Genomic DNA, 14,161 nt, shown 5'->3' on the forward strand with positions numbered 1-14,161 from the left:
TCGCAGCGTGCCGCAGCTCCTGCAGTGTCGTGCAGTATCCAGACTCAGCCTTTGATTCGCCAATCAAGCTCGTATAGGGTGGCCTTTTTTGCCCACCAGGGAGTTGGCCATGCTGCGTCTGAGCGCGCTTTATCGTTACCCGTTGAAATCCGGCAAGGGCGAGGTTCTGCAAGAAATCGGCCTGGACAAGCTGGGCCTTGATGGCGATCGACGCTGGATGCTCGTGGACGAAGCCAGCGGCCGTTTCCTGACTCAGCGCGCCGAGGCGAGGATGAGCCAGTTGTCGGCACTGTGGAATGCGCACGGCGGACTGGTCCTGAGCGCGCCCGAACACGCGTCGATCGAAATCGCCTTGCCGGGCAATGACGCCGAACTGCGTGGCGTGACCATTTGGCGTGACACCTTGCGGGTGCCGGACGCTGGCGAGGAGGCGGCGAAATGGGTCAGCGACTTCATCGGTAAGCCGACCCGTCTGGTGCAAGTGCCGCTGGATCGCGCGCGGATGACCCAGGCAGGTTTCGGCAAGGACGACGACCAGGTTGCCTTCGCTGATGGTTTTCCATTGTTGTTGATCGGTGAAGCATCGCTGCAACACTTGTCACAACAGGTTGGACGGCCGCTGGAAATGCTGCGCTTTCGACCGAATCTGGTCATCGAAGGCAGTGACGCGTATGCCGAAGACAGCTGGAAACGCATTCGTATCGGCGAGGTCGAGTTCCGCGTGGTCAAGTCTTGCTCGCGTTGCATACTCACCACCATCGACCCGCATACCGGCGAGCGCAGTGCTGATCGCGAACCGCTGGCCACGCTGCAAAAGACGCGTGCGCAGGCTGATGGTGCGATGTTCGGGCAGAATCTGGTGAATGACAGCAATGGTCGACTTGTGGTCGGGATGCCGGTGGAGATTCTCGAGTAACCCGTTAACGAGGCAAAAAAATGCCCGTGTTTTTAAACACGGGCATTTTTTATTGTGCTGCGAAAGCCGCGGATTAACCGCGGTACTCGCACAGGTAAGCGGTGTCGACCGCGACTTTCAGCTGGAACTTGCTGTTGGCCGGTACGTTGAACTGGCTGCCGGCGACGAAGGTTTCCCAGTCGCTGCTGTCTGGCAGTTTGACGGTCAGAGCACCGGATACCACGTGCATGATTTCACGCTGGGCAGTGCCGAATTCGTATTCGCCCGGGGCCATGACGCCGATGGTCGCCGGACCTTCAGCGGTGCCAAAGGCGATCGACTTGACGGTGCCGTCGAAGTACTCGTTGACTTTAAACATGGGCGATTCCTCGAAAAGGGCTAAAAAGTGGGGCGGCCAGTATGCACAAGGCGTTTAGCGCCGTCACGCCCCTAAAGCGGCAGAACCAGCGGTAGCAATCGCGCAGTGTTGCGCGCATCTTCCAGCGCCCGATGTTGCTGGCCACTGAACTGCATGCCGGCCAGTTGCAACGCGCCGTTGAGCCCCAGCGGCCGCTCCAGGCGCCGGGCTTTGGCGAAGCGTTGCTTGAGGTTCATGTGTGGCACCCGACTCAACACGCTGTCGAGTTGCAGCCGCTGCCATTCCTGCAGTAACTGTTTGCGATCGTAATCGCCCCAACTGGCCCAGCCTTCGAGGCGTGTCTGATGCTGGCCGAGCCAGCGCTCGAAGGCTGGCCAGACGTCCGTCAAGGGTTGCGCTGTGTCGATATTGGCCTGGGTGATGTGCGTGAGCTCGCGACAGAAGGGCGTGAGCAACGGCCTCCGCGTCGGTTTGACGAAGCGTTGGAAGTGATCCTGTTCGCGCCCGGCACGGTCGACCAGCGTGGCGCCGATCTCGATAATTTCCATCTCTGTGACCGGCCAGCCACCCTCATCGGTGGTGGCTTCCAGATCTATGACCAGCCAGTGGGGCATCGCAGGGTTCCTGATTTCCGCGTCCTGATAGATCAGAGCGTAGTCAAATCCTGGCGACTCACTCGACCTGCAACAGAACCTGACGATTTTTTACCTGATCGCCGACTTTGACCTGCACCCGCTTGAGTACGCCGTCGATGCCAGCCTTGAGCGGGTGCTCCATTTTCATTGCCTCCAGCACGACCAGCAACTGACCTTTGCTGACTGGACTGCCTTCGCTGACCAGTACGTCGACGATGGCACCGTCCATCGGCGCCTTCAAGGTGCCGGAGCTGACGCTGGTCTGACTGCCGATCACCGCATGAGTTCGATCCTCCAGGCGCAGGCTGCCGGGGTGAGTGAACAGCCAGAGGTGCCCGGCGTCGAGGCGATAGGCGTGGCGTTGGCGCAGGCCGTCGATCTCCAGCGTGAGCGAGGTCGCGCTGTGTTCGATGAGTGTCAGTTCGAGGCTGCGTTCGGCGGTTTTCACCTGAATCAGGTTATCCGGGAGTTTGTGCAGTTGCAGGTTCCAGTTTTGCTCATCCAGCCCCAGTCGATAGTGCAGCGGGACGCTGGCGTTGTTGCGCCAATGGCTCAAGGGGGGCCGGTGCTGTCGAGCGCCCGCCTGGTAGAACAGCACAGCGGCGATGGCCAGTTCCTCGGCACTTGGCGTGTACGTGTGCAGGCTTGGATGATCGTTGAAATGCTGGGGGATGAACCCGGTGCTGAATTCGCCACTGATGAACTGGGGATGTTGCAGCAGACTTTCGAGTAGTCGCTGATTGCTTTGTACGCCAAGCAGAACAGTGTCCTGCACCGCACGCAGCAGTTTGCGTCGCGCCTCTTCTCGGGTGGCGCCGTGGGCAATCAGTTTGCCGAGCATCGGGTCGTAGAACGGGCTGACCGATTGCCCTTCGCACAACCCATGATCGATTCGCGCACCCTGTTGCAGGGCCGGTTCCCATGCTTCGATGCGGCCGGTTTGCGGGAGAAAATCCTGCGCCGGATCTTCGGCGTAGAGGCGCACTTCCATGGCATGGCCATTGAGCACAACTTGCTCCTGTGTCAATGGCAGAGGCTGCCCCTCGGCGATCGATAACTGCCACGCGACCAGATCCAGCCCCGTGATCAATTCGGTCACCGGGTGCTCCACTTGCAGGCGGGTGTTCATCTCCAGAAAGTAGAACTGCCCGCGCGCGTCGAGCAGAAACTCAACAGTGCCGGCGCCAACATAATTGACTGCGCGCCCGGCCTTGAGCGCCGCTTCGCCCATGGTCTGGCGTAACTCGGCAGTCATGACCGGGCAGGGCGCCTCTTCAATGACTTTCTGATGGCGACGCTGGATCGAGCAGTCGCGCTCGCCGAGGTAGATCAGATTGCCGTGGTGATCGCCAAACAGTTGTACTTCGACGTGTCGCGGCTCGATCAGTGCTTGTTCGAGGATCAATTCGTCGCTGCCAAATCCGTTCAGGGCTTCTGAGCGGGCCGTTCGCAGTTGCGCTGGCAGTTCCGACGCGTTGTGCACCAGGCGCATGCCGCGCCCGCCGCCGCCAGCGCTGGCCTTGATCATCAGCGGATAGCCGATGCGCTCGGCTTCACGCAGCAGTGTCGCGTCGTCCTGCTCTGCGCCTTGGAAGCCTGCGATACACGGGACACCGGCGTCGAGCATGGCGAGTTTCGACAGGCGTTTGCTGCCCATCAGTTCAATCGCCTCGGCGCTCGGGCCGATGAAAATCAGACCGGCCTGTTCGCAGGCGCGGGCGAACCCGGCGTTTTCCGAGAGAAAACCATAGCCGGGGTGGATCGCATCGGCACCGCTGCGGCGGGCGGCGTCGAGAATCGCGGGGATGTTCAGGTAGGACTGCTGCACCGGCGCCGGGCCGATGCGCACGGCTTGATCGGCCATTTGTACGTGCAGTGCATCGGCGTCGGCGTCGCTGAACACGGCGACGGTGCGGTAACCCAGGGTCTGGGCGGTGCGCTGGAGGCGGCAGGCGATTTCACCGCGGTTGGCAATCAGGATTTTGTGCATGGCGGGCATGGGCTGTTCCCTCAAAAGTTGCGGTGTATGTGCTGGCCTCTTCGCGAGCAGGCTCGCTCCCACATCTGGATGCGTTCCCTTGTGGGAGCGAGCCTGCTCGCGAAGCTTTTAGGTGGCCCACCCGGGTTTGCGTTTTTGCATGAACGCCAGGGTGCCCTCGACGCCCTCGGCGCCAGTCACCGCTTCGCTGAACCACTGCGCCGCTTCATCGAGCAACTCACTCGATGGCTGTCCCGCACTGGCCAGCAGCAATTTTTTAGTCATGGCATTCGTCTGCGGCGCACAACACAAAACATGCTGCAGCACCTCATCGAGCCGCTCGGCCAGTGCCTGCGCATCCTGTTCGACAAAGTGCACCAGCCCTAAACGTCGCGCCTGATGGCCGTCGAATCGCGCAGCGGTCAAGGCCAGTCGACGCGTTTCTGTCAGGCCGATGCGCTGCACTACAAACGGCGCAATCTGCGCCGGCAGCAGGCCGAGGCTGGTTTCCGGCAGGCCGAATTGCGCCTTGTGATCGGCAATCGCGATGTCGCTGACACAGGCCAGACCGAAACCGCCGCCCATCACCGCGCCTTGCAGCAGGCAGATCAGCACTTGCGGCGTGTGCTGCGCCTCTTCCAGCAAAGCGCCGAACGCGCGGTTCAACTCTCGGTAAGCATCGGCACCCTGAGCGCGGGCATTGGCCATGTCCTTGATGTCGCCACCGGCGCAGAAATGTCCGCCACTGCCGCTGAGCACCAAGGCACGGACAGCGCGGTCGTCGTGCACCGCCGCCAACACGGCACGCAGTTCCGCGACCATTTGCAGGCTCATCGCATTGCGGCTTTCGGGTCTGTCGAGGGTGATGTGCAGCACGCCGCCATGCAGTTCCAGCAACAGCGTCTGGCAATCAGGGAGGGTGCTCATTTCTTTTTCCCCGGCAGAATGCCCATCAGTTTGCAGATGATCCCCAGCATGATTTCGTCGGCGCCGCCGCCAATCGACACCAAGCGCACGTCGCGGTAGGCGCGGGCCACCGGGTTGTCCCACATGAACCCCATGCCGCCCCAGTATTGCAGGCAACTGTCGCTGACTTCACGGCCCAGACGCCCGGCCTTGAGCTTGGCCATCGAGGCCAGGCGTGTGACGTCCTGACCTTTGATGTACTGCTCGGTGGCCTGATAGACCAGTGCCCGCAGGCATTCGATTTCGGTCTGCAATTCGGCGAGGCGGAAATGGATCACCTGATTGTCGATCAGCGCATTGCCGAAGGTTTTGCGCTCCTTGCAATACTCGATGGTGCTATCGACGCAATACTCCAGGCCCTTGATCATGTTCGCCGCGCCGAACAGGCGTTCCTCCTGAAACTGCAGCATCTGCATCATGAAACCGGCGCCTTCGTGGCCGATACGGTTGCGCTGAGGCACGCGCACATTGTCGAAAAAAACCTGCGCGGTTTCCGAACTGCGCATGCCGAGCTTGTCCAGGTGCGAGCTGAGACTGATCCCCGGCGTGTTCATCGGCACCATGATCAGCGACTTGTTGATGTGCGGCTTGTCGTCGGAGGTGTTGGCCAGCAGGCAGATGAAATCGGCACTGGGCGAGTTGGTGATCCACATCTTGCTGCCGTTGATCACATAGTCGTCGCCGTCCTTGCGCGCGGTGGTTTTCAGCCCGGCGACATCCGAGCCGGCACCGACTTCAGAGACGCCGATGCAGCCAACCTGCTCGCCGGTGATCGCCGGGCGCAGGAATTCGTCGCGCAGTTCATCGGAGCCGAAGCGGGCGAGGGCGGGCGTACACATGTCGGTCTGCACGCCGATCGACATCGGAATGCCGCCGCAATGGATGGTGCCGAACTCTTCGGCGGCGACAATCGAATAGCTGTAATCGAGGCCCATGCCACCGAATTTTTCCGGTTTGGAAATCCCCAGCAAACCGAGGTCACCGGCCTTGCGAAAAATCTCGTGGATCGGAAAACGCCCGGCCTTTTCCCATTCCTCGACGTGCGGATTGATTTCGCGTTCGACGAACTGGCGGACGGTGCGGCGCAGCGCTTCGTGTTCCGGGGTGAAGATCATTGTTATTGTTCTCCGTAAGGTCCGTGGCGATCAGAACCGGCTGACGCCGAAGCTGTTGGGTTGCAATGTGCGAATGTCGGCTTCGTGGCAAATGTCCAGCAAGTAGCCGAGCAGCGTGCGCGTGTCGCGTGGATCGATCAGCCCGTCATCCCACAGGTTGGCGCTGCCGTAAAGCGCGGTGGATTGGCTGTCGAGTTTCTGCGCGGTGACCTGTTCGAGCATGTCGAGCATTTTCGGATCGGGCACGAGGCCGTCCTTGAGTTGCTTGGCCTCGGTGACAATGCGCAGCACTTTGCCGGCCTGCGCGCCCCCCATCACTGCGGTCCGGCTGTTGGGCCAGGCAAAGATAAAGCGTGGATCGAGGCCACGTCCGCACATCGCATAGTTACCGGCGCCGTAGGAACCGCCGACGACCATCGTCAGTTTAGGCACCCGCGCATTGGCCACTGCTTGAATCAGTTTCGAACCGTGTTTGATCACACCTTGCTGTTCGGACTCGGTGCCGACCATGAATCCCGTGGTGTTGTGGAAAAACAGCAGCGGCGTCTGGCTTTGATCGCACAGCTGGATGAACTGCGCGGCCTTGCTCGCACCGTTCGGTGTGATCGGGCCGTTGTTGCCGATAAAGCCGCAGGCACGGCCCTGAATCTTCAGTTGGCCGCAGATGGTTTGCTGATCGAACTCGCCTTTGAATTCGAGGAAATCCGATTCATCGGCGATGCGCGCGATGATTTCGCGCACGTCGTAGGGCTTTTTCGGATCGTCCGGGATCAGGCCCAGCAGTTCGTCGATAGGGTAGAGCGGCTCTTTGTATTGCGGCTCCGGCAGCCATGGCAGTTGTTCATTCCACGGCAGCATGCGCAGGATTTCGCGAACCTGACGCACACCGTCGGCATCGTTCTCGGCCAGGTATTCGGCAGTGCCGGCGACCTGCGCGTGCATCTCGGCGCCGCCCAGTTCTTCGTCGCTGGCCACTTCGCCGGTCGCCGCTTTGAGCAGCGGAGGGCCAGCGAGAAACAGCTTGGCTTTGCCGCGCACCACCACCACGTAATCCGACAGCCCCGGTTGATAAGCGCCGCCCGCCGTGGCCGAGCCGTGAACCACGGTGATCTGCGGCAAACCCATCGCCGACATGCGTGCCTGATTGGCAAAGCTGCGCGCGCCTTCGACGAAAATTTCCGCCGCGTAATTGAGATTGGCACCACCGCTTTCGGCGAGGGTGACTACCGGCAGTTTGTTTTCCTGGGCGATCTGCTGCAGGCGCAGGGATTTTTTCAGGCCGCTGGGCGAGATAGTGCCGCCCTTGATTGCACTGTTATTGGCGACGACCATGGCACGCACGCCGGACACGTAACCGATACCGGCAATCAAGCCGCCGCCGGCCGCACTGCCGTCCTTGTCATCGTGAAGCTTGTAACCGGCGAGGCTGGCCAGCTCGAGGAAGGGCGCGCCGGGATCGAGCAGCAGATTCAGGCGTTCGCGGGGCAGCAATTGCCCGCGCTTGTCGAATTTCGCCTTGGCTTCGGCGGCCTTGTTCAGCAAGTTCTGTTCGAGTTGTTGCACTTGCTCGATGGCCGTGAGCATCGCCGCGCGATTGCGGGCGAAGGCTTCGCTGTGCGGATCGAGTTGGGACTGGATCTGCGCCATGGCTTACTCCTTGTCCTTCAATACGTCGGGACGAAGCACTTCGGGTAAGTACGCCCGATGGAAACCGTTGAACGACTCGCTGGGCGTCGCCTTATGCAGCGGCCACGCACGGCTGCCGAGGCTGGCCGCGCCGTCGATTTTCAAGGTGCTGCCACTGATGAATGCCGCCGCGGGGCTGAGCAGAAACACAATCGCCGCACTGACTTCCGATTCGGTGCCGATACGCTTGAGCGGCACATGCTCGCGCAGGGTCGGAATCACCGCTTTGAACGCGCCGTCGTAAGTGTCCATGCCGCTGGACGCAATCCAGCCCGGCGCCACCGCGTTGACCCGCACCCCGGCGTAACCCCACTCGAACGCGGCGGTTTTGGTGAGGTTGTCCATGCCCGATCGTGCAGCGCCCGAGTGACCCATGCCGGGCATGCCGCCCCACATGTCGGCGAGCATGTTGACGATGTTGCCGCCGTGCTTGCTCATCGACTGGTTGAACACTTCCCGCGCCATCAGAAAGCCGCCGACCAGATTGGTGCGCAGCACGGTTTCGAAACCTTTCTGATTGATCGAGGCCAGCGGCGACGGGTACTGGCCACCGGCATTGTTGACCAGTCCGTGGATCGGCCCGTGTTCTGTGATCAACTCGGTGATCAGCAGTTTGACGGCTTCTTCATCGCGGATATCGCACGCTTTCCAGTGCGCGCGACCACCGTCCTCGGCGATCTCGGCGGCCACTGTTTGCAGCTTCTCCGGCTTGCGCCCGACCAGCAGTACATTGGCGCCGAGGGCGGCGAGTTCATGCGCGGTGCAGCGCCCGATACCGCTGCCACCACCCGTGACGATGATGGTTTGGCCGCTGAACAGATCGGCTTTGAAAATCGACGCGTAAGCCATGTAAACAGTCCTCTAGTCGAGCTGGTCGGCGATGCTCTGCGGCACCGGGATCTGGATTTCCAACAGTTGCTGGGCGAAGGCTTTGCCTTGCGGGTCGATGCGTAGACTGGCCACGCCGCCGCCGCCGAGGGCGTTTTCCAGGAGAAAATTCAAACTGTGGGTGCCGGGTAGATACCAGCGTTCGACCCGGCCATGAATCGGATCAAGGACGTGGCTCATCCAGTCAACGATCACTGCCGGTGTCAGCGCTTCGGCGATCCACGGCAGGTATTCGGGCTGGCGGGGGAGGACGCCGATATTGCTGTGGTTGCCCTTGTCCCCGGAACGCGCCACGGCCAGTTTGACCAACGGTACGCTGGCGTCCGCGCCGCCCTGGGGTTTGGGTGGGTGATGGGGCAGGGGCAAATCCCGGGTGTCGAGTTCGGTCGGCGAGGGCAGGGTGAACGGATGTTTTTCACCGGCCAGTTCGATGTGCAGGTCGCAGCGACTTTTATCGATCAGAAACGAGAACAGGCGGATCAGCGGATACACCGTCGGTCGCCCGCCGACGATGCCGGTCAGTCCCGGCGCCATACCGGTGGCGGCTTGGGCGATTTCTCGAGAGAAAAGAATCAGCGCCTGTTTGTTCGGATGCCGCACGGCGAGTTTGATCACCACTTCGCGGCTGTCACGACGCTGGCCGTGGGGGCCATAGGTAGCTTCGCTGCCGAGCAGTTCAATGTTGGTTTCGCTATAAGGCCCAAAGCCTCGTTGACTGAACATCTCGGCGGTCTTGTCGAGGATCGCCTGGCTGACGCGCTGTGCTTTTTCCACCGCGTCGATGCCGGCGATCAGGCAACTGGCGGTGCAGCGAAAGCCGTCCGGATAGGTGGCGCTGACCTTGTATTTGTCGCTGGGAGGCAGGCCTTTGGCGCCGTGCACATGCACCGCGTTCTTGCCTTGTTGCTGAAGTCTGACCTGACTGAAATCGCAGACCACATCGGGCAACAGATAGGCCTGAGGATCGCCGATCTCGTAAAGCATCTGCTCGCCGACGGTCAGCGGTGTGACCAGGCCGCCGGAGCCTTCGGGTTTGCTGACGATGAATTGGCTGTCGGCGCTGACTTCAACGATCGGAAAACCGATGTGTTCGTAGTCCGGCACGTCGCGCCAGTCAGTAAAATTGCCCCCCGTGCATTGTGCGCCGCATTCGATGATGTGCCCGGCCAGGGCGGCCTGGGCCAGTTTGTCGTAGTCATGCCACGACCAGCCGAATTCATGCACCAGCGCGGCGCTGACCACGGCGCTGTCGACGACTCGACCGGTGATGACGATATCGGCGCCCAGTCGTAGCGCCTCGACGATGCCCGGTGCGCCGAGGTAGGCGTTGGTCGACACGCACATCGGCGGCAGTGGCGCGCCAGTGAACATTTCGCTGATGCCGGTGAGTTGTCTGAATTGCGCTTGCAGGTCATCGCCGAGCAGCACGGCGATCTTGAGTGCTACACCCGCCTTGTCGCACGCCGCTTGCAGGGCGGCGGCGCACGCCTGCGGATTGACTCCGCCGGCGTTGCTGATGACGCGGATGTTCTGCTCGGCCAGTTGCGGCAGCAGCGGGGTGAGCACTTCGACGAAGTCGCTGGCGAACCCGGCCAGCGGGTCTTTCATGCGTGCGCCGGCCATGATCGACATCGTGATCTCGGCCAGGTAATCGAATACCAGATAATCCAGGCGCCCGCCGGCCACGAGCTGTGCGGCGGCGGTCGACGTGTCACCCCAGAAAGCACTGGCGCATCCGATGCGGACGGTTTTGGGCATGTTTATCTCCGACTCAGGAACCTGCGACAGAAGTGTCTGGAGGCTACCAAGCAAGCGCTTGGTTTGTAAACAGCTGAAGTATCTTCTGCCCAAGCGCTTGCTTGGTCGCCGCCGGCGGCTTAAATTGCGCGCAACCCTGCGGTTTCAGGGGGCAACAGACTGATCGACTGTAGGAGAGAACGGGTGGACGAGCAAAAAGCCCTGAGGGTCATGCGCGAATTGGTCGACGAAGGCCAGTTGACCGACCCGGACAGCGCCCGTGGCAAATTGCTGCAAGTGGCGGCTCACCTGTTCCGCAACAAAGGGTATGAACGTACGACGGTGCGCGATTTGGCCGGCGCAGTGGGGATTCAGTCGGGGAGTATTTTCCACCACTTCAAAAGCAAAGACGAAATTCTGCGCGCAGTGATGGAAGAAACCATCCGCTATAACACCGCACTGATGCGTGCGGCACTGGCTGAGGCCGGCAATGTGCGCGAGCGCGTGTTGGCGCTGATACGCTGCGAATTGCAGTCGATCATGGGCGGCAGCGGCGAAGCGATGGCGGTATTGGTTTATGAATGGCGCTCGTTGTCAGAGGAGGGCCAGGCCAGAGTCCTCGCTTTGCGCGATGTCTACGAAGATATCTGGCTGCAGGTGCTCGGTGAGGCCAAGGACGCGGGGTTTATCCGTGGCGACGTATTTGTTACCCGACGTTTCCTCACAGGGGCTTTGTCCTGGACCACCACCTGGTTCCGTGCTGGCGGCAGTTTGAGTCTTGATCAGTTGGCCGATGAAGCGCTGATACTGGTTCTGGAAGAGCGTTAGCGCTTTCTATCGGTTCGGGAAACTGGCTAACTGGGCGAAACCGCCTAGCTTGAATGCATTGATCGGTATTTTTTCGGGGAGTGGGGTGTTTTGAAGTCTTCGCCAATTCGGACGGCCGCGGTGTTTTTGCTCGCAGCGCTGGCGGCATCATCGGTGTTGTCTGTCCAGGCAGCGCAACTGGTTCGGGTCGGCGCTGCGCATTTTCCGCCTTACACCGTTCGCCCTGAAAACGGCGCCGACACGGGGCTGTTACCTCAATTGGTCGAGGCGTTGAATCGCCTGCAACACGACTACCAGTTCGTGCTGGTGCCGACCTCGATTCCGCGACGTTTCGGTGATTTCAAGCAGGGCCGGATCGACATGGCGATCTTCGAGAACCCTGATTGGGGCTGGAAAGAGATTCCCCACACCGACGTCGATATGGGGCTTGAGGACGCTGAAATCTTCGTTGCTCAACGCGAAAGCGGTCGCCAGCAAAGCTACTTTGCCGATCTCAACGGCAAACGTCTGGCGCTGTTCAGTGGTTACCACTACGAATTTTCCAACTTCAACGCCGATCCCAAGTTACTCGCGCAAAACTTTAACGCCACCCTGACCTACTCCCACGACAGCAACCTGTTGATGGTGCTGCGCGGGCGCGCGGATATCGCACTGGTGACCCGTTCATATCTGAGTGATTACCTGCTGCGCAATGAGAAGGTGCGTGACGAGTTGCTGGTGTCGCAACGCATCGATCAGGTCTATCACCACTATGCGATTCTGCGTCCGACCGCGCCGATCACTGGGGAGGAGTTCGGCAAGCTGCTGCAGGGGCTGCGCGATAACGGCGAGATGCTGAAGATTTTCGAGCCCTACAGGATCGCCGTGGTGCCGGTGCCTCGTCGTTGAGGCACTGATTTGTGCGCAACGCCTAAATTTCTCTTTCCGGATCACGTCCCATCGTTGAACTGTCGACGATTACCGTGAGCCCGACCCATGTCCAATCTGAATGAGCTGACTGCCCTGGCCTTGCCTTCGGGCAGTCAGTTGCTAGCCGATGTCACCGAAAGCCGTCTGAGCCTGAGCCTGGACGGGCAGCCGCTGATCCGGCTGCGCCTTGATCGTGAGGCCAAAGGGCCGATCCACATCGATGAACGTTTTGCGTTGCCGCCAGGTCAGGCACTGTGGGCGGCGTGTTACTGGTTGTTCGCTCGCGATCCTGCGTGTCAGCAATTGACTTGGCTACTGGATCAGCCGCCGACCGAAGCTTTGCTCAGCGGATTGTTGGTGAGCACTGAAGTGGCGGGGGAATATCGCTGTGAGCGTTCGCTGTTCTGGCAATTGCCGCAACCGTGGCTCGGCACTTCTCTGACCGGCAGCTATCCGCAGCAAATGGTCATCAGCCAGGGTAAGCGTCATCCGTTGCGTCCGGTCAAACCGCGCGGTGAAGTCTATCGGCGTTTCGATGCGCGACTCGGTGCGTGGATTTCCCTGCGCACGGTCGAGATCGAGGAAGACCTGCCGCGCTTCAACCGCTGGCAGAACAGCCCGCGCGTTGCCAGTTTCTGGCAGGAAGAAGGCACGATCGAAAAGCATCGTGAATACCTCAGCAAACTCGACGCCGATCCGCACACGCTCACCCTGATCGGCTGTTTCGACGATCAGCCGTTTGCTTATTTCGAAGCCTATTGGGCCAAGGAAGACCGCATTGCGCCGTTCTACGATGCCGACAATTACGACCGTGGCATTCATATGCTGGTGGGGGAAGAAGATCACCGCGGCCCGCATAAAGTGGCGAGCTGGCTGTCGGCGCTGGTGCATTACCTGTTTCTGGATGATCCACGTACCCAGCGCGTGGTCGCCGAGCCGCGTGCCGACAACGCGAAGATGATCGGCCACATGCAAAACCAGTGCTTCCACTGCGAGAAAGAGTTCGACTTCCCGCACAAGCGCGCGGCGCTGATGATGCTGGGGCGTGAGCGGTTTTTTGATCGGTGCAAACTGGCTTGATGATGGGGCCTCAGGATCTCGGTGATCCTGAGGTCGCCTTCGCGAGCAGGCTCGCTCCCACATTTAACCGTGTTCTTTCAGGAGAAATGCAGTCGAATGTGGGAGCGAGCCTGCTCGCGAATGAGGGCGTCAACACTTCTCTGATTATCGACGACCCACCGCCACCGCATCCCGACGACTGCCCGACACCTTGCGGCAGTGCACCAGCGCATCGCGAATCATGAAGTTGACCAAAGTCGGCGAAACGCCGAGTTCCTTGGCGATGTCCTTTTGCGGCACGCCATGCAGACGGTACATCTCGAATGCATAGCGAGTGCGACTCGGTAGCTCGGTCAGCGCATCGGCGATGTGTTCCAGGGTCGAGAAGTTGATGTGCGAGGTTTCCGGCGAAGCACCTTGAATAACCACGTTCAGCCCTTCCTCTTCAGGGCCGGAATATTTCTGCTCCAGCGCCTGTTTGCGGTAGTGATCGATGGCGAGGTTGCGCACGATCTGGAACAGATAACTCAGTTGGGCTTTGATCGACGATGTAATGGGTGGCGCCGACTGCAGTCGGAAAAACGCATCCTGTACCACATCTTCGGCGCGCGACCGGCAGCCGGTAATACGCGCTGCGATTTTGACCAGAATCAGTCGATTGTCGACGAATGCCTGAAGTAGCGGTGAATCGCACCTGCTTGTGGATACTTGTTCCGTCATGGAAATCACCTTGCTGCCAATTGGTTCGTGGGGCGCCTGGGGGAGGGGGCGTCCTACACATCGAGCGACAAATTATGTTGAATGATAATGATTGTCAAATGAGAAAGAGAAGTAATGCTCTGGTTCGGTGCAATCTGAGAACTGCGACACGCCGCCGCAGCCCGGCCCTATTGGTGATCCGCCTTGGCGACTAATTATTTCCAGACGTCATCCGTTCTCATTGGTGAACGGTTCCGGGTAACGAGCCCCGGCCAGACAGCATTCCCATGCCTTGCGCGGTCGGCGTAGACCGCGCCCTGCATGCCCTTGAGGGGCGTGACGCAGCAACCCGATTCCACTAGCAAGCCGAATTCAGGCAGGAAACCT

The 14,161-nt window shown here is 60.4% G+C and carries 13 protein-coding genes; 4 read left to right on the plus strand and 9 right to left on the minus strand.

Annotation, left to right across the window (positions count from 1 at the left end; genetic code table 11):
- Nucleotides 1-109 precede the first annotated feature (109 nt).
- Complete coding sequence (locus ATI02_RS26285; protein WP_095189602.1) at nucleotides 110-916, plus strand: MOSC domain-containing protein; 807 nt, start codon at nucleotides 110-112, stop codon at nucleotides 914-916.
- Nucleotides 917-989: 73 nt separating this feature from the next.
- Here the strand turns inward: ATI02_RS26285 and ppnP are convergent, their stop codons facing one another.
- The 8 genes from ppnP to ATI02_RS26325 all read right to left on the minus strand — a co-directional run bounded on the left by ppnP (nucleotide 990) and on the right by ATI02_RS26325 (nucleotide 10,300).
- The gene (ppnP, locus tag ATI02_RS26290) at nucleotides 990-1,274 is read right to left on the minus strand and encodes a pyrimidine/purine nucleoside phosphorylase (protein ID WP_095189603.1); all 285 of its coding nucleotides are present in this window, start codon (nucleotides 1,272-1,274) and stop codon (nucleotides 990-992) included.
- 71 nt (nucleotides 1,275-1,345) lie between these two features.
- Nucleotides 1,346-1,888, minus strand: coding sequence for a 3'-5' exonuclease (locus ATI02_RS26295; RefSeq protein WP_100847781.1), 543 nt, complete (start codon nucleotides 1,886-1,888; stop codon nucleotides 1,346-1,348).
- 58 nt (nucleotides 1,889-1,946) lie between these two features.
- A complete protein-coding gene (locus tag ATI02_RS26300) occupies nucleotides 1,947-3,908 on the minus strand; it encodes an acetyl/propionyl/methylcrotonyl-CoA carboxylase subunit alpha (RefSeq protein WP_100847782.1) in 1,962 nt (653 codons plus the stop codon).
- A gap of 108 nt (nucleotides 3,909-4,016) precedes the next feature.
- Nucleotides 4,017-4,814: an enoyl-CoA hydratase/isomerase family protein gene (locus ATI02_RS26305; RefSeq protein WP_100847783.1), complete on the minus strand. Its 798-nt coding sequence runs from the start codon at nucleotides 4,812-4,814 to the stop codon at nucleotides 4,017-4,019.
- Complete coding sequence (gene atuD, locus ATI02_RS26310; protein ID WP_095189607.1) at nucleotides 4,811-5,968, minus strand: citronellyl-CoA dehydrogenase; 1,158 nt, start codon at nucleotides 5,966-5,968, stop codon at nucleotides 4,811-4,813. Before atuD ends, ATI02_RS26305 begins: the two co-directional genes overlap by 4 nt.
- 30 nt (nucleotides 5,969-5,998) lie before the next feature.
- A complete protein-coding gene (atuC, locus tag ATI02_RS26315; RefSeq protein WP_095189608.1) occupies nucleotides 5,999-7,615 on the minus strand; it encodes a geranyl-CoA carboxylase subunit beta in 1,617 nt (538 codons plus the stop codon).
- Nucleotides 7,616-7,618: 3 nt separating this feature from the next.
- A complete protein-coding gene (locus ATI02_RS26320) occupies nucleotides 7,619-8,503 on the minus strand; it encodes an SDR family oxidoreductase (protein ID WP_100847784.1) in 885 nt (294 codons plus the stop codon).
- 12 nt (nucleotides 8,504-8,515) lie between these two features.
- A complete protein-coding gene (locus ATI02_RS26325) occupies nucleotides 8,516-10,300 on the minus strand; it encodes an acyclic terpene utilization AtuA family protein (protein WP_100847785.1) in 1,785 nt (594 codons plus the stop codon).
- A 183-nt stretch (nucleotides 10,301-10,483) separates the two neighbouring features.
- Between ATI02_RS26325 and ATI02_RS26330 the strand changes: the two genes are divergently transcribed.
- From ATI02_RS26330 to ATI02_RS26340, 3 genes are all read left to right on the plus strand, one after another.
- On the plus strand, nucleotides 10,484-11,107 hold the full coding sequence (locus tag ATI02_RS26330; protein WP_095189611.1) for a TetR/AcrR family transcriptional regulator: 624 nt from the start codon (nucleotides 10,484-10,486) through the stop codon (nucleotides 11,105-11,107).
- A 90-nt stretch (nucleotides 11,108-11,197) separates the two neighbouring features.
- The gene (locus tag ATI02_RS26335) at nucleotides 11,198-11,995 is read left to right on the plus strand and encodes a substrate-binding periplasmic protein (RefSeq protein ID WP_095189612.1); all 798 of its coding nucleotides are present in this window, start codon (nucleotides 11,198-11,200) and stop codon (nucleotides 11,993-11,995) included.
- Nucleotides 11,996-12,082: 87 nt separating this feature from the next.
- Nucleotides 12,083-13,096: a GNAT family N-acetyltransferase gene (locus ATI02_RS26340; protein ID WP_095189613.1), complete on the plus strand. Its 1,014-nt coding sequence runs from the start codon at nucleotides 12,083-12,085 to the stop codon at nucleotides 13,094-13,096.
- Between the two features lie 144 nt (nucleotides 13,097-13,240).
- Here the strand turns inward: ATI02_RS26340 and ATI02_RS26345 are convergent, their stop codons facing one another.
- Complete coding sequence (locus ATI02_RS26345; RefSeq protein ID WP_095189614.1) at nucleotides 13,241-13,795, minus strand: RNA polymerase factor sigma-70; 555 nt, start codon at nucleotides 13,793-13,795, stop codon at nucleotides 13,241-13,243.
- Nucleotides 13,796-14,161 lie beyond the last annotated feature (366 nt).

This window comes from Pseudomonas baetica, assembly GCF_002813455.1.
GTDB lineage: Bacteria > Pseudomonadota > Gammaproteobacteria > Pseudomonadales > Pseudomonadaceae > Aquipseudomonas > Aquipseudomonas baetica.

Bases quoted from the DNA above. Each gene is read 5' to 3' on its own strand.
- ATI02_RS26285 (WP_095189602.1), top strand. From the start codon at position 110: ATGCTGCGTCTGAGCGCGCTTTATCGTTACCCGTTGAAATCCGGCAAG.
- ppnP (WP_095189603.1), bottom strand. From the start codon at position 1,274: ATGTTTAAAGTCAACGAGTACTTCGACGGCACCGTCAAGTCGATCGCC.
- ATI02_RS26295 (WP_100847781.1), bottom strand. From the start codon at position 1,888: ATGCCCCACTGGCTGGTCATAGATCTGGAAGCCACCACCGATGAGGGT.
- ATI02_RS26300 (WP_100847782.1), bottom strand. From the start codon at position 3,908: ATGCCCGCCATGCACAAAATCCTGATTGCCAACCGCGGTGAAATCGCC.
- ATI02_RS26305 (WP_100847783.1), bottom strand. From the start codon at position 4,814: ATGAGCACCCTCCCTGATTGCCAGACGCTGTTGCTGGAACTGCATGGC.
- atuD (WP_095189607.1), bottom strand. From the start codon at position 5,968: ATGATCTTCACCCCGGAACACGAAGCGCTGCGCCGCACCGTCCGCCAG.
- atuC (WP_095189608.1), bottom strand. From the start codon at position 7,615: ATGGCGCAGATCCAGTCCCAACTCGATCCGCACAGCGAAGCCTTCGCC.
- ATI02_RS26320 (WP_100847784.1), bottom strand. From the start codon at position 8,503: ATGGCTTACGCGTCGATTTTCAAAGCCGATCTGTTCAGCGGCCAAACC.
- ATI02_RS26325 (WP_100847785.1), bottom strand. From the start codon at position 10,300: ATGCCCAAAACCGTCCGCATCGGATGCGCCAGTGCTTTCTGGGGTGAC.
- ATI02_RS26340 (WP_095189613.1), top strand. From the start codon at position 12,083: ATGTCCAATCTGAATGAGCTGACTGCCCTGGCCTTGCCTTCGGGCAGT.
- ATI02_RS26345 (WP_095189614.1), bottom strand. From the start codon at position 13,795: ATGACGGAACAAGTATCCACAAGCAGGTGCGATTCACCGCTACTTCAG.